This window comes from Pseudomonas sp. B35(2017) (genome assembly GCF_002113645.1).
GTDB lineage: Bacteria > Pseudomonadota > Gammaproteobacteria > Pseudomonadales > Pseudomonadaceae > Aquipseudomonas > Aquipseudomonas ekonensis.
This window is the reverse complement of record NZ_NEIZ01000003.1, coordinates 441,514-461,063: the sequence shown is the minus strand read 5'-3', so window position 1 is coordinate 461,063 and position 19,550 is coordinate 441,514. Positions and strand designations below refer to the sequence as shown.

Annotated in this window: 19 protein-coding genes and 1 pseudogene; 12 read left to right on the top strand and 8 right to left on the bottom strand. The window is 53.6% G+C overall.

Going from position 1 to position 19,550, the window contains the following annotated elements; all coding sequences use genetic code 11:
* Window positions 1-166 precede the first annotated feature (166 nt).
* The 4 genes and pseudogenes from CAG41_RS08810 to CAG41_RS28795 all read left to right on the top strand — a co-directional run bounded on the left by CAG41_RS08810 (window position 167) and on the right by CAG41_RS28795 (window position 3,227).
* Window positions 167-856: a hypothetical protein gene (locus CAG41_RS08810; protein WP_085706882.1), complete on the top strand. Its 690-nt coding sequence runs from the start codon at window positions 167-169 to the stop codon at window positions 854-856.
* Window positions 857-1,422: 566 nt separating this feature from the next.
* Entirely contained in the window at window positions 1,423-1,602 is a 180-nt protein-coding gene (locus tag CAG41_RS08805) for a DUF3606 domain-containing protein (protein WP_085706881.1), read from the top strand.
* A 612-nt stretch (window positions 1,603-2,214) separates the two neighbouring features.
* Window positions 2,215-2,832, top strand: a complete 618-nt coding sequence (locus CAG41_RS08800; protein ID WP_085706880.1) for a pentapeptide repeat-containing protein — start codon at window positions 2,215-2,217, stop codon at window positions 2,830-2,832.
* A gap of 199 nt (window positions 2,833-3,031) precedes the next feature.
* Window positions 3,032-3,227, top strand: a pseudogene (locus CAG41_RS28795) (hypothetical protein).
* A 63-nt stretch (window positions 3,228-3,290) separates the two neighbouring features.
* Here the strand turns inward: CAG41_RS28795 and CAG41_RS08790 are convergent.
* Window positions 3,291-3,779, bottom strand: coding sequence for a hypothetical protein (locus tag CAG41_RS08790; protein ID WP_256582547.1), 489 nt, complete (start codon window positions 3,777-3,779; stop codon window positions 3,291-3,293).
* A 466-nt stretch (window positions 3,780-4,245) separates the two neighbouring features.
* Here CAG41_RS08790 and CAG41_RS08785 point away from each other — a divergent pair, with 466 nt between their 5' ends.
* Window positions 4,246-4,635, top strand: a complete 390-nt coding sequence (locus tag CAG41_RS08785; protein WP_139834960.1) for a hypothetical protein — start codon at window positions 4,246-4,248, stop codon at window positions 4,633-4,635.
* Window positions 4,636-4,911: 276 nt separating this feature from the next.
* On the opposite strand, the gene CAG41_RS08780 is transcribed toward CAG41_RS08785, so the two are convergent.
* Window positions 4,912-5,253: a rhodanese-like domain-containing protein gene (locus CAG41_RS08780; protein ID WP_218192173.1), complete on the bottom strand. Its 342-nt coding sequence runs from the start codon at window positions 5,251-5,253 to the stop codon at window positions 4,912-4,914.
* A 79-nt stretch (window positions 5,254-5,332) separates the two neighbouring features.
* Between CAG41_RS08780 and CAG41_RS08775 the strand changes: the two genes are divergently transcribed.
* Window positions 5,333-5,779 (top strand): NAD-binding protein, encoded by a 447-nt coding sequence (locus CAG41_RS08775; RefSeq protein WP_085706878.1) that lies wholly within the window; start codon window positions 5,333-5,335, stop codon window positions 5,777-5,779.
* Between the two features lie 144 nt (window positions 5,780-5,923).
* On the opposite strand, the gene CAG41_RS28250 is transcribed toward CAG41_RS08775, so the two are convergent.
* Entirely contained in the window at window positions 5,924-7,234 is a 1,311-nt protein-coding gene (locus CAG41_RS28250; RefSeq protein WP_139834959.1) for a hypothetical protein, read from the bottom strand.
* 769 nt (window positions 7,235-8,003) lie between these two features.
* On the opposite strand from CAG41_RS28250, the gene CAG41_RS08755 reads away from it, so the two are divergent.
* Window positions 8,004-8,366, top strand: a complete 363-nt coding sequence (locus tag CAG41_RS08755; RefSeq protein ID WP_218192172.1) for an amidase family protein — start codon at window positions 8,004-8,006, stop codon at window positions 8,364-8,366.
* A gap of 98 nt (window positions 8,367-8,464) precedes the next feature.
* Here CAG41_RS08755 and CAG41_RS08750 read toward each other — a convergent pair whose 3' ends face one another.
* Window positions 8,465-8,866 carry a hypothetical protein gene (locus CAG41_RS08750; RefSeq protein WP_085706874.1) on the bottom strand — a complete coding sequence of 134 codons (402 nt, stop codon included), beginning with the start codon at window positions 8,864-8,866 and terminating at the stop codon, window positions 8,465-8,467.
* A 737-nt stretch (window positions 8,867-9,603) separates the two neighbouring features.
* Between CAG41_RS08750 and CAG41_RS08740 the strand changes: the two genes are divergently transcribed.
* The 5 genes from CAG41_RS08740 to CAG41_RS08720 all read left to right on the top strand — a co-directional run bounded on the left by CAG41_RS08740 (window position 9,604) and on the right by CAG41_RS08720 (window position 14,212).
* Window positions 9,604-10,044: an XRE family transcriptional regulator gene (locus CAG41_RS08740; RefSeq protein WP_256582545.1), complete on the top strand. Its 441-nt coding sequence runs from the start codon at window positions 9,604-9,606 to the stop codon at window positions 10,042-10,044.
* 239 nt (window positions 10,045-10,283) lie between these two features.
* A complete protein-coding gene (locus CAG41_RS08735; protein ID WP_085706871.1) occupies window positions 10,284-10,844 on the top strand; it encodes an SLATT domain-containing protein in 561 nt (186 codons plus the stop codon).
* Complete coding sequence (locus tag CAG41_RS08730; protein WP_085706870.1) at window positions 10,841-12,205, top strand: reverse transcriptase domain-containing protein; 1,365 nt, start codon at window positions 10,841-10,843, stop codon at window positions 12,203-12,205. Before CAG41_RS08735 ends, CAG41_RS08730 begins: the two co-directional genes overlap by 4 nt.
* Window positions 12,206-12,310: 105 nt before the next feature.
* The gene (locus CAG41_RS08725; protein WP_139834956.1) at window positions 12,311-13,117 is read left to right on the top strand and encodes a hypothetical protein; all 807 of its coding nucleotides are present in this window, start codon (window positions 12,311-12,313) and stop codon (window positions 13,115-13,117) included.
* Between the two features lie 171 nt (window positions 13,118-13,288).
* Entirely contained in the window at window positions 13,289-14,212 is a 924-nt protein-coding gene (locus CAG41_RS08720; RefSeq protein ID WP_256582542.1) for a hypothetical protein, read from the top strand.
* 631 nt (window positions 14,213-14,843) lie between these two features.
* Here the strand turns inward: CAG41_RS08720 and CAG41_RS08715 are convergent.
* The 4 genes from CAG41_RS08715 to CAG41_RS08705 form a co-directional block, all read right to left on the bottom strand.
* Window positions 14,844-15,812 carry a hypothetical protein gene (locus CAG41_RS08715; RefSeq protein ID WP_139834955.1) on the bottom strand — a complete coding sequence of 323 codons (969 nt, stop codon included), beginning with the start codon at window positions 15,810-15,812 and terminating at the stop codon, window positions 14,844-14,846.
* A gap of 289 nt (window positions 15,813-16,101) precedes the next feature.
* Window positions 16,102-16,842 (bottom strand): HNH endonuclease, encoded by a 741-nt coding sequence (locus CAG41_RS28245; protein ID WP_139834954.1) that lies wholly within the window; start codon window positions 16,840-16,842, stop codon window positions 16,102-16,104.
* Entirely contained in the window at window positions 16,820-18,175 is a 1,356-nt protein-coding gene (locus CAG41_RS28560) for an AAA family ATPase (RefSeq protein ID WP_170930270.1), read from the bottom strand. The genes CAG41_RS28245 and CAG41_RS28560 overlap by 23 nt, the downstream gene beginning before the upstream one ends.
* A 386-nt stretch (window positions 18,176-18,561) precedes the next feature.
* Complete coding sequence (locus tag CAG41_RS08705) at window positions 18,562-19,494, bottom strand: hypothetical protein (protein ID WP_085706867.1); 933 nt, start codon at window positions 19,492-19,494, stop codon at window positions 18,562-18,564.
* Between the last annotated feature and the right edge of the window lie 56 nt (window positions 19,495-19,550).

Here is a 19,550-nt window from a genome sequence, read left to right as displayed (position 1 = left end):
ATAAAAAATTCTTGACACCTCCAAACTCCTGAACTTAATTGAGTAGGCCTTCACCGACACATGACCACGCCATGAAACACTTTCGAATTATTCAGACAGAACAAGATGACCATCAAGGAGCTCCACTTCAGACACACCCTCAACACCAGCAAGATGGGATTTATAGATGCGCACACCAAACCAGTATGTGACTGACGCCTTTTCATTGCTACGTGAACTTGGCGTTTATAAAACCCCCACTAACACGTGGGCATTCACCGACATTCAAACGGCAAGCTCATGCTACATTCATCACTCTCAGACCCCGGCTGCCATAACTGCCTATGCAGCTATTGACCCCATCTTTGCAGCAGGTCGCATCCCTAACTATGCACTTATCGACTTGGTCGATAAAACGCCATGCATGGACGGAGTTGAATACACTGCCCTAGCCATGGTCTGTGGTGCCGAGCCGCCTATCTACCCATCGTCAGACTTGCGAGGCGAAGTTTTTGGAAATACCGCGTGGCGGATCGTCGATGAGTACCAACTGGAAAGTTGCTTCATCCAGGTTGCCCCCTATGGCTCACAAGGCCGTCATTTCACCATGCGCCCACAGGGATTCGACTACCAGCAATCAGTACCAATACCCTCTTTGATGAAGGCAATGCGCAAGTCGTACAGATCGATGGAGCCCGTCCAGCAGATCATGGTTCTGACCCTGATACATCTTTATCACCCGGGGCTGGACAAGTGCTTCCTGATCGGGGGATGCCCGACCAAAATTCCTGCTGCGAAGGCGCTGCAAATCCTCAGAAGAGACGGTCAGGCGCTGACGACCTGGGGTCAACTCTTGAGCCATTACGCGGGCTGGTGACCCCTGCCCCCACACGACCAGGAGCGCGACGCGATCACCTGACCGCAATAGACGCTTCCAAATACCCATCAGACCGAAGCTTTAAGAGCGCTATCCGAGGCGCTGGTCAACGCGTCAGATATGTCACTTCCTACAGCGTCGCGAGGCCTCTCAGCGGCACTACGAATAAATGCCTAGAGGATCAGCCTAAGCCCCCAGCAGCAAGAAGCACAGAGCCCCCAGCCCATTGAATGACGGGTTAAATGCCACCCGTCAATGCAACGTCCAGGGGAAGGTGATGCCATATGAGTAAACGGCCACAGCCACCTCCATATAGCCGCGCCAAGCAACCACTCTGCGGGTGATTTCGGTATCCAGCAACCGGACATCTGCAGCCGTCAGAGGCGGCAGGCTCGTGGTTCGGTGCGCTAGCACCGGTCGATAGCTACCCCCCCCCTTGAAGCCCACACTCCAAAGCCTTCCGACAACCATTAAAAATGGATCCAAACAGGGTTGAAAAGCCCAATACTGCCCCTATCAATACCTACGGCACATCGCCACCACGCAGTACCACGTTGAGGTTTTCCATGTCGGATAACAAACACATCACCCATCCTGAAGATGCCAAACGCATCGACGTCAATGACCCGTTCGAAGTCCGCAACTGGACTTCCGCGCTCGGCTGCACCGAGGCACAGCTGAAGCAAGCTGTTGCTGCGGTGGGCACGTACGCGAGCAAGGTACGCGAGTACCTCGGCAAGTCCTGATAGCAGGCGGCCCTTTCACGAGGGCCGTTCTACCCGGACAGGTCAATCAATGCCAGATGAAAGCTCATAGCGAGGAGGCGATTGCAGGATGGTGAAGGCTAACCATGGAATGTTGCTGTGCAGCGGAGACGCTTGCTACTGCGGTAGTTCCCAGCCAATGATGGGATTGAGGGCGAGATTGCCCAACGGGGTACTTGAACCACCAGCTCCGCTGGGTACCCAGCAGTATTACGGCATCTCAGATCTGCTCCCCGAGGTCGCGTTCACACAAGGGTTGCCTATCAAAGGCTCCTGCATCGACCTCCTATGGCATGCAAGCAAAGGCTATGGCAGTCGATTCCGAGGGACAACATCCTTTCTGATGGTGAGTGAAAAACTGGGCCAGGGGGCGATGTGCTGGGCAGACGTAGGTGGATGGGTGTATGAACTGGACAACATACCAGGCTGGGATGTTGAAAAATTGCTGTTCGGCATAGTACCTACTCCCACTGGATTTACCGGCGCTCCGTTTCCTGGCGAACTGGAGGGGGCAATCGATTCAAGGATTCCGCCCCATATGATTCGACGGGCCGGACAGGTCATTAGGCGTCGAAAACATCTAAAGGTGGAAGAATGGACAGACAACAAAAACTGCCCGAACGTGGTGTGATCGAACTGCGGAATCGCTGGAAGACGCCTGCAGGACGACATGTTCAGCAGGAGTTGCTGTTGGCCCTGCGCAAAGGAAACGATCACTGGCCGGAGCTGCTAGCTGACCTACCGGCTGTCAGCTATCCGCTATCTCCTGGTGATCTCGATGATTTGAGGGGTATTGAGTTACAAAGGGAGATCCTCGAAGGATTCGAGCTGTCATGTTGCGACCTGAGCTACAGTGACCTCCGACACTGTGATCTGAGCAAGGCCTCATTGCAGCGATCGAGGCTGAACTGGGCATATCTCCAGAGCAGTCTCTTCGAGAAGGCCGACCTGCTTAACCTAGAAGCCCTTTATGCCGATTTCTCCAGCTGCAAAATGCGGGGAGTGATGATGATGTCGAGCAATTTACGACACAGCATCTTCACACAAACCGAATTCACACATTGCGTTCTGAACGGTTCAGACTTCACAGGCACTCATCTCATGCCCTCGGCCTTTAAACGCAATGAGTTTCACAACGTGACCTTTCCCAAGGACTTCAACTTGAAGCGCTACTTAAGGAGTCCTCGCCCTAATTCGGGCCCATCGCTATAACCGGTGGGTTGCCCCCTATGCAACGGCCCTGCATTTCCGGGCCGTCATCCTAATTGCCTAAGCATGACTGCTCCCCGCTCCTGGCCAAGGTAGGGTGCAAACCATCTGGCTATCGCCCCTGGACTTATCCGGCATAATGCGGACACCCAACCCTCTTGCACCTCTACTCTAGGTGCGCATCACCCGCAGTAGGTCACGCATGACTCTCACCGACGCCATTCTAATTTTGATGCTCGCCGACCGGATCCACGGCACAGACCTGGCAATCCGAAGGGCTGGCAAGAATGTCGTGAAGAAGCTGCCCCGGGGCCAAACGAGACATCATCTACAACCTGATTGACAGCCCCAGCCCAACCAAGCTGATCCAACACATTGCTGCTCATCTCGACGATTGACCTGAGTAACGCCACACGAATTCGCCCCTCGCCTGATTCCTGTGCGAGCGCCGGGCAACAAAGCTACCTCGAACGCTTCAAAGCGATCAGCGCCTTAAAAGCCTCCAGGCCCGACAGCCCCTCTCTTTGCTTGGTCACCATGAAGGCTGCGTCCGCCCCTGCTGGATCAAAATACTCGCGGGCATGTCTAACCAATGTTAACCATAACGCCCATGGCAAAGCCGTGTACTGGTCGTTGCGACACCTATAGCTCAGGCGCTCCAGCAACAACGGATCACGTTCGATCAGCGTATCGCAGGTGCGTTGAAGCACCTGAAAAACTGCTTCATTCATTCCAATGAGGCTGGGGTGGGTTTGAATCCTGATCGACTGAATCGTTGACGTGGGGTCAACAGCGTGGAGCTCTGCCAGGCGCTGGACGTCCGACTCAAATGCTTCGAGGCCGATCGTTGAGGCCAGCCGCTCGATGACTTCCAGCTCATCCAAGTTGTGGCGTTCCAAGCCTATGACATGCTTTTCCATGACGCCTTCTACCCTCGCGATTGCGTTCATCCACTAGGCCCCTTCCCTGGCCTGCCGAACACTCCCATCATCTCGCAGATTTCGGCGTTGGTCAGCGCTCACGGCTGTTCGATGCGACTCAACACCATGTGCCTCCAGCAATACCGCCGTGACCGCCTGGCCAACCCATGGGATCATGCGTTGTACGACCGCGCTCCGCAGTCGTGCCCGAACTGAAGCAGACGGGAGCACGGCATAAGTTTTCGGCCTAGCGAAATCGCAGATCTCCTTGAAACTCAGGTGGGCCGATGCGAACGCGGCAGAATGCCCTTGATTACCTGGGTCACTAACCGCTTCCACGGCCACAAGGAATTGAAAAAAGCTGCTCGTGACCTACTTCAACTGCCGTCGAAGTTGATTGAGGATTACGCTGCTCGGTTAGAAACCCTCAAGCACGGCTAGGGCATGCTGAAGGCCTTGAGCAACGAGAGAACATTTGTACTCCAGCGGAGATGACATGAACGAGAACTGGCTTCGAGAGCGTGAGAGAAGGCAGGTGATTTGGGAGCTCGCTGAATTGCAGCCTGGCGATCACGCCGCCGTGGAGATTCTGCAGCGGCTGGATGACCTTGAGCGGCTCGATAGAGAGAGTCCCTTGAGCGAATGCCAGCTGGACTTACAGCAGCTTGGCGAACTACCTCACGAGGCTCACCCGATCGGTTGTTGGATCATCCGCGACACTACTATCCCCGAACCTTGGAAAAGTCGTTTCGCGGTGGCGTTGGGGCCTGCTGCGCGCGTTCAGGAGGGCTGGTACTGGCACGACTGGACAGATTTCCTCCAAGCCTGGGAACGTGATACGCAGCATATCGAGCAGCATCGACTAGCACGCGATGACGAGGATTGAGCTCAAATAGCTGTGTTTAGATCTTACCTGGACGAATTAAGGCTGCTCGGTTCGACCTGAAAAAGCTGACCATCGTTTTCGACCACCTTGAGCACTCAGTACCAATGCCTCGAAGAGGCGGCGGAGAGAATCAGACCGACCAGCTGTATTTTCTCTCAGAGGAGTCCTACAAGCAGTCGAAGGTACGATATTGAAATCTGAGCCCAAGCGCACTGCCGTACAGTCACCGGGGCAGCTACTGATCCCGGTGACTCAACTTCAATGCGCAGGTGGGTTCTAGCTTGAAACCGGCTGCCCAGCGTCACGCCAATCCATAATGCCACCGAGCAGTCTTTTAGCGTGGAAGCCACGACGCTGCAGCACGATTACGGCTTCTGCAGAGAGCATGCAATACGGCCCTCTGCAATACGCGATCACCTGCGAATCTGCTGGAATATTTGCCAGCGAGTTGACGAGTTGATCTATAGGAATGCTGATCGCACCAGGCAGATGCCCTTCTGCAAACTCATCCTCAGGACGAACATCCAGCAGCACCGTAGAGCCGTCCTCCAATCGAGCGATCAACTCTTCGATGGAGACCACATCCTGCATGTCCTGCTCATTGATGAGCTGACGCATGATGTTCTGCTGATGAGCAACAAACGCCGTCAGCGCATCTAGGATAGGGACAATGGGGGCACTCCCAATCCGATAGATCATGCGCTTGCCATCACGGCGAGCCTCCACCAAGCGTACGGTCAAATGCGGTGACGTCGGTGCCGGCCAGGCAGCCAAGATCTGTAACAACCTCATCCTCGGCATCAACATCGTGGCCGTATCCGAAAGCTTCGCCTTGGCTGAAACGCTCGGGCTGTCGCATCAGGCGCTCTTCGATGTTGTGTCCACCTCCACCGGCCAGTGCTGGGCACTCACGTCGTATTGCCCGGTTCCAGGCCTCGTGCCGACTTCCCCGGCCAACAATGACTACAAGCCAGGCGCGCCCGCGACCATGTTGTTCAAGGATTTGCTCCTGGCCAAGCAAGCCGCTGAGAACACGAGCGCGAAAACGCCTCTGGGCAGCCGGGTAACCGAGCTCTTCGAAGAGTTCATCGAGGCCGGGCATGGTGGTGAAGACTTCTCAGCGATCATCCGCTACCTGCGATAAGCCGCTGTAGCAGACCTTCAGGAGCAGGCTATCCCAACGACTGACCCAAGTCTGTCAGCGCCTGCCCCATCACCCTGAGTGCTCGCGGGACGAGCACTCCCCGGTCAGCCATGCGACCCCTCCCGTACTCAGGGGCGGGTTGCCCTACATGTTGCTCTTGACCACCTCATAATCAGCGCTCGACAGGTGGGAGTGTTCGATCATGTGATCAATCATCGTCCTGATATAGCCATCAAGTTCAGCGAACAATTCCTGGCGCTCACTCCGAGTCTTGACCAACTGTTCAAGCCGCGCACCAATGTGCACAATCCTTGTTCTAAAACCTATTTCTTCACCGGTTATCTCATCTTTCTTGCCCGTCAGACACTCGAACCTATCCAAGATCCGCTTACGCTCTGCAAGGCCTTCAACCATATACCTGGACACCACTGTTTTTACTTTTTTGTATGTCACACATTCATCCGGAAAAGCCAAAAACTCTATTAAGCTTAACGCCTGGACAAATTTTGAGGTGGCGGATTGTGTCTGAAGCATCTGAGAGTACAATGACAATGCATGCGTTGCTATCTTCCCGACCTCGCCATCCTTCGGAAACTGATCCCATTCCGGCTGACGCAAGTCCAATCCCAACCCTTTTGTGTTGATCTGGCTAAACGCAGCCCCGGCTAGTAATACAGAGTCCATCGCGTCAGACTTTACAAGCACTGCCGCAGACATCATCGATTTGGATGCCAACTGACCGGGCAATGCAGGTTTTGTCTCAGACGCCAGGTGTTCAAGTCGACAACCGAGGTAGTTAATAAAGTCATAACACAAGCCATCAACAAGCTCGGACACCTTGACGATCATATCCATGTGAGCCTCATGATCGCCCAACCTCATCTGCTCCCAAGAAAATTTCAAAGGAATCACAAGAAGGGGGTAGTTACCCAGGTGACCAAGCCGTACACCCGAAGCAGAAATCTGAGATGACGCCACTCTGTCCAGCTGACGCTTTTCAAGTTTAAGATGCTTCAAATCCAGCCTTCCAACCGGATATATCATCACCCCACGGGGTAGGAATATTGATCGATCGGTGATCAATCGAGACAGGGGAAGGATTGCCAGGTGGCAGCCTTGATGCAAATACTCACTGTACGCAGCTGACAGGTCGGCCTGATCGATCTCACAGTATATTGTGCGATCATACCAATGCTCATGCTTGTCAGGGACAGAAACCTCTATGTCTACAGACCTCTTCTTTTCCTGAGGAGGATCCATCTGTTCAGTAACGCCAAGCCAACACTCTAAACATTTTCGCTCACAACCATTTTTATAATTAACCGGCGTATAAAAATGATGCTCAGACAGCTCGAAATAGTCACGAATACTGTATTGCTTCTTACACTCAGCACAACCTCTAATAAGCTTGGTATCATAGGGGCTAAATGTGAGGCCATCAACGGTGATTCTCAAAGTAGAACTATCCTATCCAATGCAGCATTACAATGCCGCTTTGTGTGATCCATCTTCACCCAGGAAATGCCTGGCAACACTGCGACCTTGGTTACTCAAACCCCAAATGTGCTTACGCCCCCACATCGATTGAAAACAGCGAGTCTCTCATCTGCTCACTGGCCAGCTCGTCCATCACGAGTCGCCGCAACACGACGTAGCAGAGATACTCGCGTTTGTGATTCCGTAGCCAGAGGAACTCAGCCACTGGATCACTGTTGCGCCACTCCGCTCCGAAACAGGCTCGCAACGCCGCAAAAGCCTCACGCCTTACGTCGGACATGTGCACCCGGGTCAAGTCATCATGGCCAGGAGGCCGCGCATAGGCCTCAACCGCTGCCGCCACAATTTCCACCAGTCGCTCACGGTAGGATCGGGCAGCCAGTTGCCAGACCTCGTTTTCAAGTTCAGCCCTAATCAAAGCACGGCTACCACAGACTCCATTTGGGCCCAATTTTCGGCCAAACCGAATCTCAGCACCACCCCTGCAATGGGCGGGATGAGCCCGCTGCCCCCTAACCGCTCTCAAAGGATGCCCACAGAATGCTCGTAAAGCTTGATCTCAATCACAATGATCGAGACGCCCTGCTCCGCCACTGCCAAACGTTCCGTCCAGCCACGGGCGACGCACGAGAGGATGCTCGCTTGGCGGACGCACTCGAAGCACTTGAGGAGGCGCTGCAGCGCCCTGTGGTCGAACAGGGGGAGGTGCGAGGAAAAGCGAGGTGATTTGCCCAGCAGCCACCACGGCTCAGTGTTGTCTGAAATGGGAACGCCTTGGCCGGCCTCTGCCCTGCCAACACCACCTATTGGCGCGAAGGAGTACCTGACCATCAGTGACAATCCGGATGTCCGGGACTGGTTCGACAATCTCTGGAGGTTCTTCGCTTACACCCTGCTGGCGAACCTTTGCGGCATCCCTGGGATTTCACTCCCCATGGCACGCCAGGAAAATGGATTGCCGTTTGGGATTCATGCGTTGGCTAAGCAGGCAAACGATGGCCTGCTGCTTCAACTGGCAGCTCAGATTGAACGAGCGCTTGAGGGGCAATGGAACGGAGGCAAAAAACCTCAAGTGCATGTAACGGCCTGACGGCTCATCGCCCACCTGTCTTCACTCGAATTGGTGGGCATTCCTTTCTGCTCTAAGTCGCTGCAGTTCCAGCGTGCATCACATCGGGCAGTTGGAAATCAATCCATGGCCGGTGCCAAGAAGGCGCTAATGGTATTGGGTGAGGCTCTCTTCCTATACCCATTGCCCAACAGCACGTACACGGTATCCACAGTCTCCAAGACGCCTCGACCGTCATACTTCAGCGCATAACCACTGCAGACAGCCTCACCACTCTTCACAGCCCCGGTGCTGTGCGAGACCGCATGGTGTGCATACATGATCATGGGAGCGTTATCGCCAACGGCTATGGTATTGCCATAAAACGGCGTTGCTTCTACGACGACCCAGGCGCGCACAACGCAGTAAGGCTTTCCAGACTCAACGAGCAGTCTTTCCAGATGCTCAGCGTCCTTGGCCGATGCACCGGTTGTCAGCTGTCCATCCAGCCTTGTCATCTCGACGATCAACATACCCAACATCACGCCACGCTCCCTGTCACACCTATGTGGTCAGTACTTCATCGCCATGGTCACGCTGGCACCAACTGACTGATCTCGATTACCGGCGCGCGGGCCCAATCAAGCCCCCTCAGTCCTCTCCCACGTACTCGGAAACCAGAACATAGTGGTCTGCCCCACTTTGGCTTTGCAACAGCGAAAAAGAGCCAACAGTATGGATTGATCGAGTCGGCGGTGTCACCACAGTCATTCCATTCTCGATCGTAGAGGAACGGTCGCCGTAGGCCTTGGCCGCGTAGACATCGCCAACCCTAGCGGCTGAACACAGGTAGGCGTCCACGACCACGCCCCAATCGATCGACATCGCCTGTTCGACCTCAGCTGGAAGGGGTTCGCCTGCAACCAAGCATTCAGGCACAGTTGCTGGGAATGGAAATGCACAGGTAGTCATCAATTCTCAATCAAATAGCAGGGAGCAAGCCCTGTTGGGTTACACGGAGAGCGAGGCCTTTTCATCCATGACCCGCAGATGGTGACCGAAGACGACGACCCTCATCACTGGGCTATCATCGGTTTGGCAGTAAATTGGAAGGCGTCCACGCCCCGGCCCCTTCGTCACAGATCAGTGCCGGTTCAGCAAAACGCTAAGCAACCAAATCCCACTCCGCCCGGAAAGGGAACTATAAACCGTCGATCCGGGCATCGCAACATGGCTTGATCCTCGCTTTTTGGGGAGACCTATGTCACGGCGTGATGGCTTGGCCGCCGCTCTGCGGGCCATACGAGCAATCAAAGGTCTCGCCCAGAACGATCTTGCCTCGGCTGCTGACCGAAAATTCCTCTATAAAATCGAGCAATCGAAGACCGATGTAACCATAGGGAAACTTGAGGAAATCGCTCAAGCGGCGGGCATGGAGCTAAACACGCTGATGGTGCTGGCAACCATTGCGGCAAGTGGGCGACCAGCAGCTGAGGTTATCCAGGACATCGCATCGGAGCTTGCCTGGTTCGAAGGCCAAGGTGGCCTTGAGGAACTGGCGCTCCAAGTGACAGCGGGCTCCGTCGAAGCACGGGCGCACGATCGGCTGAAGCGGCGAGAAGCCGTCCAGTCCTGCAAAGCAGCGGGACTTACGCAACGACAGACAGCGACCCAGCTCCAGCTCGCCAAATCGACCGTTGCTGATCTCTGGAACGACTGATACTCCGCTTGCGCGCGACTCCTGGACATATACCGGCCCCGGAAACGCCCTCCTTCCAGTGCGAATAATGGCACTGTAGAATCGCCCCCCCGGAAGAGGCAGGTTCTTCCTCTCGCTCGCGCGAGGGTGGTTCTGATAATGAACGGTTTCGACCGTTGAGCGCACGCTCACTGATCCCCTAGGGGATGTTCAAATGTACTCAAATCCTCCTGCCTTCTTCCCCCTATTGCTAAGGAGAGATGCGGGTGAAGGACAAGGTCTGGTTTACCTACAAGGCGCGCATCCAGGCACATAAACGCCTGGAGTGGTTGGACTTCCATTCTCAGATGCTCCTTGTCTGGTATGCCATCCTCAGTACGATCCTTGGCGTGCTGACCATCCGCTACTCTCACATCATTGGCCCTGACACTGATGTCATGGCTGCCGTGCTTTCTGTTGCATTGCTCGGTGTCTCCCTCGCTGTGACCAACCGCGACTTCCGAGGTCGGGCCATGGCGATGCGCAACAATTACCTGCAGCTGCAGAACCTCTACAACGTATTGGTCGTTGAGGAAGCTGCTAAGACCCCGCCGACGCCGCCCCAGATCAGCAAGTACGGCGACCTTCTCGCCGAATGCGAAAATCACCGGGAGATCGATGACCGTGTCGCTCGGGTGTTCGCCAGCAACCTCAGCAGTCGCCATCCAACCAAATATGAAAAAACATATGCCATCTGCTGGCTCGGTATTCGCCTGATCGTCACCACGGCGCTCTACGCCCTGCCACTGATCGTGGGCCTGTACGCCTGGGTAATCAAATGAGCGCTGCGCGTAGCTTCAACAAGCACTTTGCCCGCAAGCCGCTGCTCCGGATCTACACCGACAAGATCAAGACGTCGGGTGCCATAGGCCTTGATCGTACGCGGCCCGCCAAGCTGGACGATAACCTGAGCGAGGAGCTCGACCTCATCATTCAGAAGGCTCATGAGGGCACGTACCGCTTCACTGCGTACAAAGAGAAGTTGATCCTCAAGGGCGCCACCTCCAACCCTCGACAGATTTCGATTCCAACGGCCAGAGACAGGATCGTGTTGCGAGCGTTGTGCGATAGCCTCGCGGAGGTGTTCCCCGCAGCAAAGCTATCGCTGCCTCAGGAGGTCATCGATGACCTGAGGGCCGGGCTGGAGTCGGGCAAATACGCAGAATATGCGAAGATCGATCTGAAGAATTTCTACCCATCCATCCCGCATTCCCTGATCAGGTCGACGATCTGGAAGAAGGTGCGCAAGCCACAATTCAGGCACCTGATCGAATCTGCGATCACCACTCCAACCGTGCCTGAATCCAAGGGACGAAAGGACACGCCCGACTCCACGCTCGGCGTACCTCAGGGCTTGGCGATATCCAACCTGCTGGCTGAGATCGCCCTTCAGGACATTGACGCAAAATTTAAGGCCCGTCGGAGCATCTGGTACAAGCGCTATGTCGACGACATCCTGATTTTGGCGCCGAAGGGCAAGGCAAAAGGTGTGGCCGACAAGCTCATAACGGACTTGAAAGACCTCGGACTTTCTCCCCATGACTTCGGCCACGATTCCAAGTCGAAGGTGGCGGATCTCACAGAGCCTTTCAGCTTTCTGGGATACCAGGTCGATGGCGACCAAATCATGATTCGCCGTGAGAGCATCCACCGGTTCGAATCTTCACTCGCGAAGATCTTCACCGCCTACCGGCACAGGGTCACGGGCCCGCAAACCAACAAAGACCGGCAGCGCGCTAGGGCCTACTGTGAATGGAAGGTCAACCTGCGGATCACTGGCTGCTTTTTTGAGGGCAAACGACGAGGCTGGGCCTCTTACTTCTCCCAGATCACCTCGACGAAACAACTGCGATCGGTCAATCACACCATCCGCAAGCTCACCCAGCGCTTCTCCTTGGAAGGAAAGATCCAAACGAAGTCACTCATCAAGACCTTCTATGAGCTGAGGCGAGGCAAACCCGAGAGTCACTCCTACATCCCAAATCTGGATAATTTCGACCTCGAACAAAAAAGGTCGCTGCTGGCGATTTGGATCGGCAATGAAGCGTGGGAAATGTCTGATGCCCACGCTGAACGGCTCTTTGAGATCAAAGTCACCAAGGCTGTTCGGGAGCTTGAAGAGGATATCGCTCAGGCTTCGTGATGTGACCATCTGCACAGTCATCACCGTGTACTTCCGGGGCATCCTCCTGGCCTTTCATCGGCCTCCTACCCTCCCCATGTACCTTCGCATTTTCGAGGAAAGCAGATGAAACACCGGACACTCGACTGGCGTAATCGCCGCAGTTGGCTGGGCTCGCTACGCTTCTACGCAGGCGATCTGTTGGATCCTGCAATGCGCCGGCACCTTGAGCGCAAACGCCCAAAATGCTGGTCAGATGATCTGTCGTGGCTGCCTGATCATGAAGAGCTCGTTCCCGCTTTCTGTGACAAGCTGGCGAGCTACTACAGCCATGCGAAAGCGTTTCATGGCTGCCGACCAGAGAACATCCGATCGTATTACGAGCACGGCCTGCAGGGGCATCAGGCTGACCGGATCCAGGCTCGTTTCCGTGAGCTGTTCAGTGATGTCGCTCCCGACCAACTCCAGAAAGCTATCGATGAGTTGGGCAACCGAAGCACCAGCGAGAAAGGGAAGATCTGGTTAACCGGGGACGATCGCAAAATGCTGGATGACTTCGGCCACTACTCGATCAACGGCAGCGAATACCTGCTGTCGCTCGCTGCCAGGCTGACCCGTTTTGACCGGTATGGGGAGGACTATCGCTGGAGGCTTCGCGAGATTGGTGTGCCCACCGTCCTTGAGGTGGACATCCCCTTTGCCCTTATCCGCCCCGGGCAGCAAGCTGAAGTGGCGAACATGATTCTATCTGTGTGGGGCCAGAACGTGACAGGCAAGCACCTCGGCATGGACTTGTCCCCGTGCTACGTCATCCATGGGGATATTCCGGCTGACTGCATCAAGGATCACTACCACCCTGAGCGCATTAGGGACGTCCACCGCGAACCGGGCATGTACGTGAGCACCGTAACCCAGTGTGAGATGTGTGCGTAGCATCGAGACGCAGTGCGGCACTTTAGCAATAGAAACCGCAGTATCCACCTGCCATAGACTGCGTCCTCGACCAATTTTGATCTTCACCGATTCATCACTGCAATCGCCTCGCTGCACAGTGTCCTGCAAGGCGAGCAGTAGTATGCAAGGAGTTGTATGGCCGGTATTAGAATGAGTTACGCCTTCGATCGCAATGGCATCAAATGGGCTGCAGACAACTACTCCAAAGGCAAAGGCGCGGAGCCGCTAAACTGTGAGAAGTGCGACGCCACTGTGAGCCATGTCCCGTCGTTCACCAAGAACCATTACGACAAGCCGTCAACAGTTCGAGCCTTCTTCCGCTTGCTAGCTCACGGAGAACACGGCCCCGACTGCCGCTTCGGCGTCGACAAGCAAGTCGTTGAACTAGCCCGCACTTCTGAAGGCCTGATTGAAAGCGTCCAAAAAAATCGTTATCGAATGCGCCTCGTTGCCGTGAAGGAGGCATTGAAAGCAATCGCAAAGCAGCCCAAGGACGATGACGACCAAGAGAAGCCCTCCACCACTTCCAAACGCTATGCACCCAGTCCCGGTCAACTTGCCGCCTACATAAACACCGCGCAGCGCGTCCTTAAGCTGCGCGCTCTGTGCGATGAAGACGATCAGATCGAGGAGCACCTTGAATTGGTCTTCGCGAAGGACAAAGTCGTCACTTGGAACGAGTTTTACTTCGAACATTCCCGGCAAATGGCGGCTTACTTCACCGTCTTGCACACGGCAACTCAATACCCCATCGCGATCCAGGGCCGGGTCGCCAAGATCACCCTGGGTATCAAGGACGATCCCACCAGCAATGTCCTGAACCTCCGTAAGCTCAGAGCCACCGAGGATCCGAAAGAACCAACCAACGGCATCAGTCTGCAAGTGAGCTTATGGTCTGCTAACGCAACCTGGTTCGAAGGCTTGAAAGAGGACGATGAAGTCATCGTATTCGGCTTGTGGAGAACCCCAGATCAGATCCTAACCAAAGCAACCAAGCCAGGAGCCTTCAAGACATACACCAACCGGCGACTGACGATGACAATGGCTGTGAAATCTCAGATCACCAAAATCTGACAGTACGCTGTTTTCAAGCTCTGCGTGGCCGACCCTCAGGGCAATCTACACCCAGGTTCGGCCCTCACCACTTGAGCGCTACCGCCAAGCTGAAGTCGATCCTACAGTGCCGACACAGCGGGTCAGTGATATTGGGCAGTTGCTGCCGCATCAGTGGATACCGGCCTGACTTACGCAAGGTGAGATGGGCGGACGCTTACGAATACACGTTAAAGCTGGAGTTCGGATGCTGACGAACAACAGTACATCCATTTGCACACCCATTTCGCAGCACGCGCTGACCGGCGCTCTGCGAAGCATCTTACGCTTTAGCTTCCAGCCGATCATCCGCCTACCTGGTCAAACTCGTCGATGGACTGATCAAGAACGCCAAGCAAGGGCAACTGCTGCCTGCTCACACCATCTTGAACGTCAACTACCCCATTGCGAATGCAAAGGGCACGAAATACGTAGGGCTGGACGATTCGCTGAGTTACAGGGCTCGACAATACATTCAGCGCCCCCTGGTAGACCTGGTTCCACTCGGCCCCCTTGGGGTTACGAGGCGGATGGCCTGCAAGCTTGGGAAAAGCATAGCGGTGGAGACCAATGCCTTATGAGCATGACCAACGTTGGGAGGCGGCATCACCCACTATGGCACCACAGCTGACTGGAATAATTTCCTCACCTTATCCATCAGCTGGGCATCGCAAAACCTTTCCATGTCTAAAGTGGAAATCAGGGCTTGAATCTGGGCTTCGCTTCCGAGCTCGAATGACATGATTTTTTCAATCTGCTCTGGTTCCAAATAACGCGCCAAGTACTGGAATGGGTTAAGACCTTGGGGCAAGTGGCCCAATATCATATTCCAGCTCATCCTTCGATTTAGACCGTCATGAATTCGCTTATACTCAAAATACCGCCTCAGGATCTCAGCATAACTTACTAGCACCACGCCTTTGTGCCATTCATAGAAAGCCTTCACCTGTTTGGCGTACTCAGCCAATGTAGCGCCAACATCAATAAACTTATCCGAACTTTCGATGAATGATTTAGCGTCAGACGTCCATCGCCCCCAAGCCAGTAGATCCTCACGGGTCACCACGAATCGAGCGATGCGACTTCCTTTCTCAAAATCGTAGTCAATCCTCCAGTTAGCCTCAGCAATCCGCCAATGAGAATTATAGTTCCGAAGATCCTGAAGAAATTTATGCAGCCCAGGGGTAGCAAAACACGCCCCCAACTTCTCAGTAAATCCAGCCACGGGGTATTTTTTGTGAAACACCCGTGAAACCTCGACCAATGCCATCACAGACGTCGTGGAGTAGAAAAGCTTTCTCTTTACCTCTCTGGCAAAGTGCTCGGCATTTGTCCTATTGGTAGCATCCCAAAAACCAGGATCTTGTGTTCTTTGGGCAAACAAACCAATTATCTGAAACAAGTCCTCCACACTACATTTAAATATCCAGACAGTATCATCTAGCTCCTTAATTGCCTGCCAAAGCTGTCCCCCCTCTGTTTCCTCAATGGAAAGCCGAGCATCCATAAACTTATGCATGATCGCAGAACGGATATTATCGACAGACCATGGCTCAGGAATATTATCGAGATAACGGCTCATAGAATCCTAATCAAGTGATTGAGTAATTTGCTTTCAGCTTACACCTGAATGGAGCCCACGCAACACCGGACACCTCTACGGAGTCTCGCTGCAAGCGCTTGCTGGCCAAGCCTGTAGTGGGGTGCATCCAGGCGGTCTAAGCCAGCAATGGGGCAATTTCAGGGGAAGGTTAACCTTCCCCTCTTTTGATGATGGCGCCCTAACAGGCCGGCACGAGCGACGTCCTCTTGGGCTTGACCTCGTCCCAGTTACATCAAGCGATGGGGGATCGCAAACCGAGGCTGGCCAGTTAAACGCCGGACGCCTCTCGGCGTTTCCACAGTTTCTTGGCCACCAGTTGTAAAATGTGGCCCGCTCGGTGATTGTTCAATTCAGCACTTGCCCCCACCAGCATCGATAACCGACCAGGCCGAGCCTCCAACCGCTCCATGAGGGCCCTGCGCTCAATCTGAGCTAAGGCATTAAGCTTCACTGCACGAATAGTCCTGATCCCCTTCCTTGACTTACCAATAAAAATCCAACCCTTCTGGATCTCAATATTATCCGAGTACTGATCAAAGTAAGGATGAACCCAACGATAGCTTTCAGGCGTAGTGGGCAATGGTGCATTAGCCGGAATCTTGACGGCAAGCGCAGGGCAGTGTTTCTCAACGTTCAGAGCCCTACGTTTTGCACGCCTTCCAACCCAACCATTTAAAGTTTTGTTGTGCGCTTGCTTCTTTATATTGCACGTCCCGCAGGATAAAGATAAATTCCTCACCTCAAAAGTGTAATCGCCATGTATGTTTTTTTCGATGAAATGCTCTAGATGGACGGCATAATCATCGTAAAGCATACGTCGACAGAGACTACATTTTGCCTTTTGCGCCTTGCGCAACAATGGCTTCAAGGCCCCCTTAAATGCCTTAACTGCGTTCCCCTTACTGTCCCAATCAAGACCTAGTAGGTCTGCGACCACAATACTATTGGGCAGAACCGGGATGGGATGAATCCGTTCAAAACCAATATTAATCATCTCCAGATGCCCCAAGAATCGCCTCGATCACTTCAACGAGGGGGTCTTCGGATTTCAGAGCTGACTTGATAGACACCAACTCATCGGTCAAGGCGAGCAAATCTGGATGTTCAAAGCCATCTTTTTCTATAATAGACACCGCACGCTGAACCACATCCACTACGACCCGATTTCGGCTGGAAGTTATCCCGAACTGCTCCAACAGAATGTCGTCAGAAGAGGCGCCAAATGAAGCCACGCTCACGATGGGCTCATCATTAGACAAGTCCACTATCGTGCTACCTTCCAGCGCGGCACCGACAATAAGCGGAGAATGGGTACACACAATCAAATGTCCAGTCCTCATCCCTACTTGGCAGATCCCATGGACTGCGGCCATGAAATCTCGCTGCCACTGTGGGTGAAGGCTATTATCGGGCTCATCCAAAAGCATCAGCGAACCTTCCTCCACCCCGAAGCCAAGCCCCATGAGATTCGTATACATATGATACTCGCCGGAGCTTAACTCAAATATGGAGAAAGGCTTTAGGCTACCTACTCTCTGAACCGTCACATCACGAAGAGAAAAAACATCAAGCATAAAACCTAGTCGAACCACATCATTAGACGCTGCATTACAGCGTATACCATGACCACCCATATTTAAAACAAGCTTAGACTTGGCAGAACGCATGAATTCGGAGAAGTCCTTAAACACGCGCTCATCAAACTCATTTAAAACATTAACAGCAACACTCTCCGGAAAATATCGAGAAACTTTAAAATCCTCAAGACCCAATGAGCGCCTCAACGCCTCGACTGAAACTCCCTGCTCTATTCTTGAGGGAATTCTCGTAGTCCGACTGACTTTATCCTTGTTTACATTAACTGATATTTCCAGTTCCGGAGCAATGTTAGCAAACTCATGCGCTTTCTTATAAAACGCCCACTCATAGCGCTCAGACTTTCTTCCGTCCAAAGCAAAAACCAGCACCGTCTCAAAGGGTCTTTTCTTGCTGAGTAGATTCGCCCCAACCCTTTGCCCAATGTAAGCATATTGCTCTGTCGCAAACTCGGTGCTACCGCCACCCGCCTTTTCCTTCGAAGGAAACCTATCGGCAACGGAACCTGAGGCGCAAATGACATGCTTCATGCTCAAGCCATCACTTACGTTTACCCTGGCCGACGTAGATTTAGGAGCAATCACACCCGCGACCAACTCCCTCAACATCGTGCTTTTATAGCATCCATTTTGACCAGTAACGATGGTACTTCTAAATCCGCGCTGATCTATTAGTCCCTCATCTGCCACAAATGGTATAGTTCTCCAAAGCTCACTCCAATCCTGAAACTTTATATTATTAATCATTCAGCCGAATTCCTTTTTCTAGATTTTTACGAAGTCAAGGCAGTAACTTAAAAGCATTCTGGGCACCCGCCAACCTGTAGCTGAATCGCCCCGGATTCTTACAGCACCTTGCGAGTCTATGTGTAGACACACCAACGCGTGCTGCCACCTCAGCGAGAGGCAGCTTCCAATCGGCCACCTGATTGACCGATTGAATTTTAAATTCCAGGCAACGGAGATCGCTCATGGCACCGCTCAGCTTGCCTCGCTATAGCGCACAGAGGTGTCTAGGACACCAGAGGTAATTCACGCCTCTAGTTAGAGGCAGCTACACTTACCAGATATACCAAAAGCGCAGATCTTGAATAGACTTGCGCTTTTGCGAGGATCATTAGGGTATATATGGCTTACCCTTGCTGTCCTAGCACCGCTCTGCGATAGACCTGTGCCAGATACTGGGCATTACTTCCGAATTGGCGTGCTAATTTCTGCCAGCCGTTCAAATCGACAACAGTGAGAATCGACGAGCCGTCAAGTGCGAACCCACCTACGATTTGAGCTCTCACAGACTGGACGAACTCCGCCAGTGCGAAGTAAAAATCTTTTCCTGCCAGCAATGAAGCCTGGATTTCAGGGTAACCAGCACTGTGCAACCACTCCGTGATCCCCGACCGAAGAGCGTCCTCTACCCGCTGGAGATCCATGTACAAATTTTGGAACGGATCGAACGCACGCTCAGGCATCGACCCGCAGCTAAAATCATACGTTTCCAGCCAGGCCAGATCTGCCGAGGTTATGCGAGAAGGGATATAGCTTTGCAGCGCCTTTAGCGAGGCAATGTAATCGCTCGCAGAGGCTGGCTGAACAATCGCCGCTAAATTGAAGGCATTCGGAAAGATACTGCGCAGTACATCGCCAGGAACGGCGCTGAGATCACTCGTCTCGTAATCTGCCCAGTGCTTCACATGCACTGGGAAGGTAGAGCCGTCGGGCCGCTGATGATGATAGACAGTGCCGCTGTTCTGTTGATCCTGGATAGTGGTGTGCCTATTCGCGGTCGTGAACAGTACGTAGCATTTGATCGCGCCTTGGTAGCCGTCAGTTTTTGCAACTTCAGCCAGCACGTCATTCCAAGTGAAGGATGTCTCTACCATCTTGCACTGACCTACCAGAGGCAAGGGCGAATTGACGGGCACCAAATCAATGCCAAACTGGTTTTGGCCCCGACTGCCGTAAGATCGGTAGCTAACTGAGTGACCATGCTTTCTTGCAATATCTTGCATGAAGTAGCAACAGAGCTGTTCCCACTGCTCCCAAAACTGAGGCTTCAATCCATTCATAGCGACTCCGATTCCATGTAGATGATACCGCCGATGGCGGTGGCCAAATTCTCGCC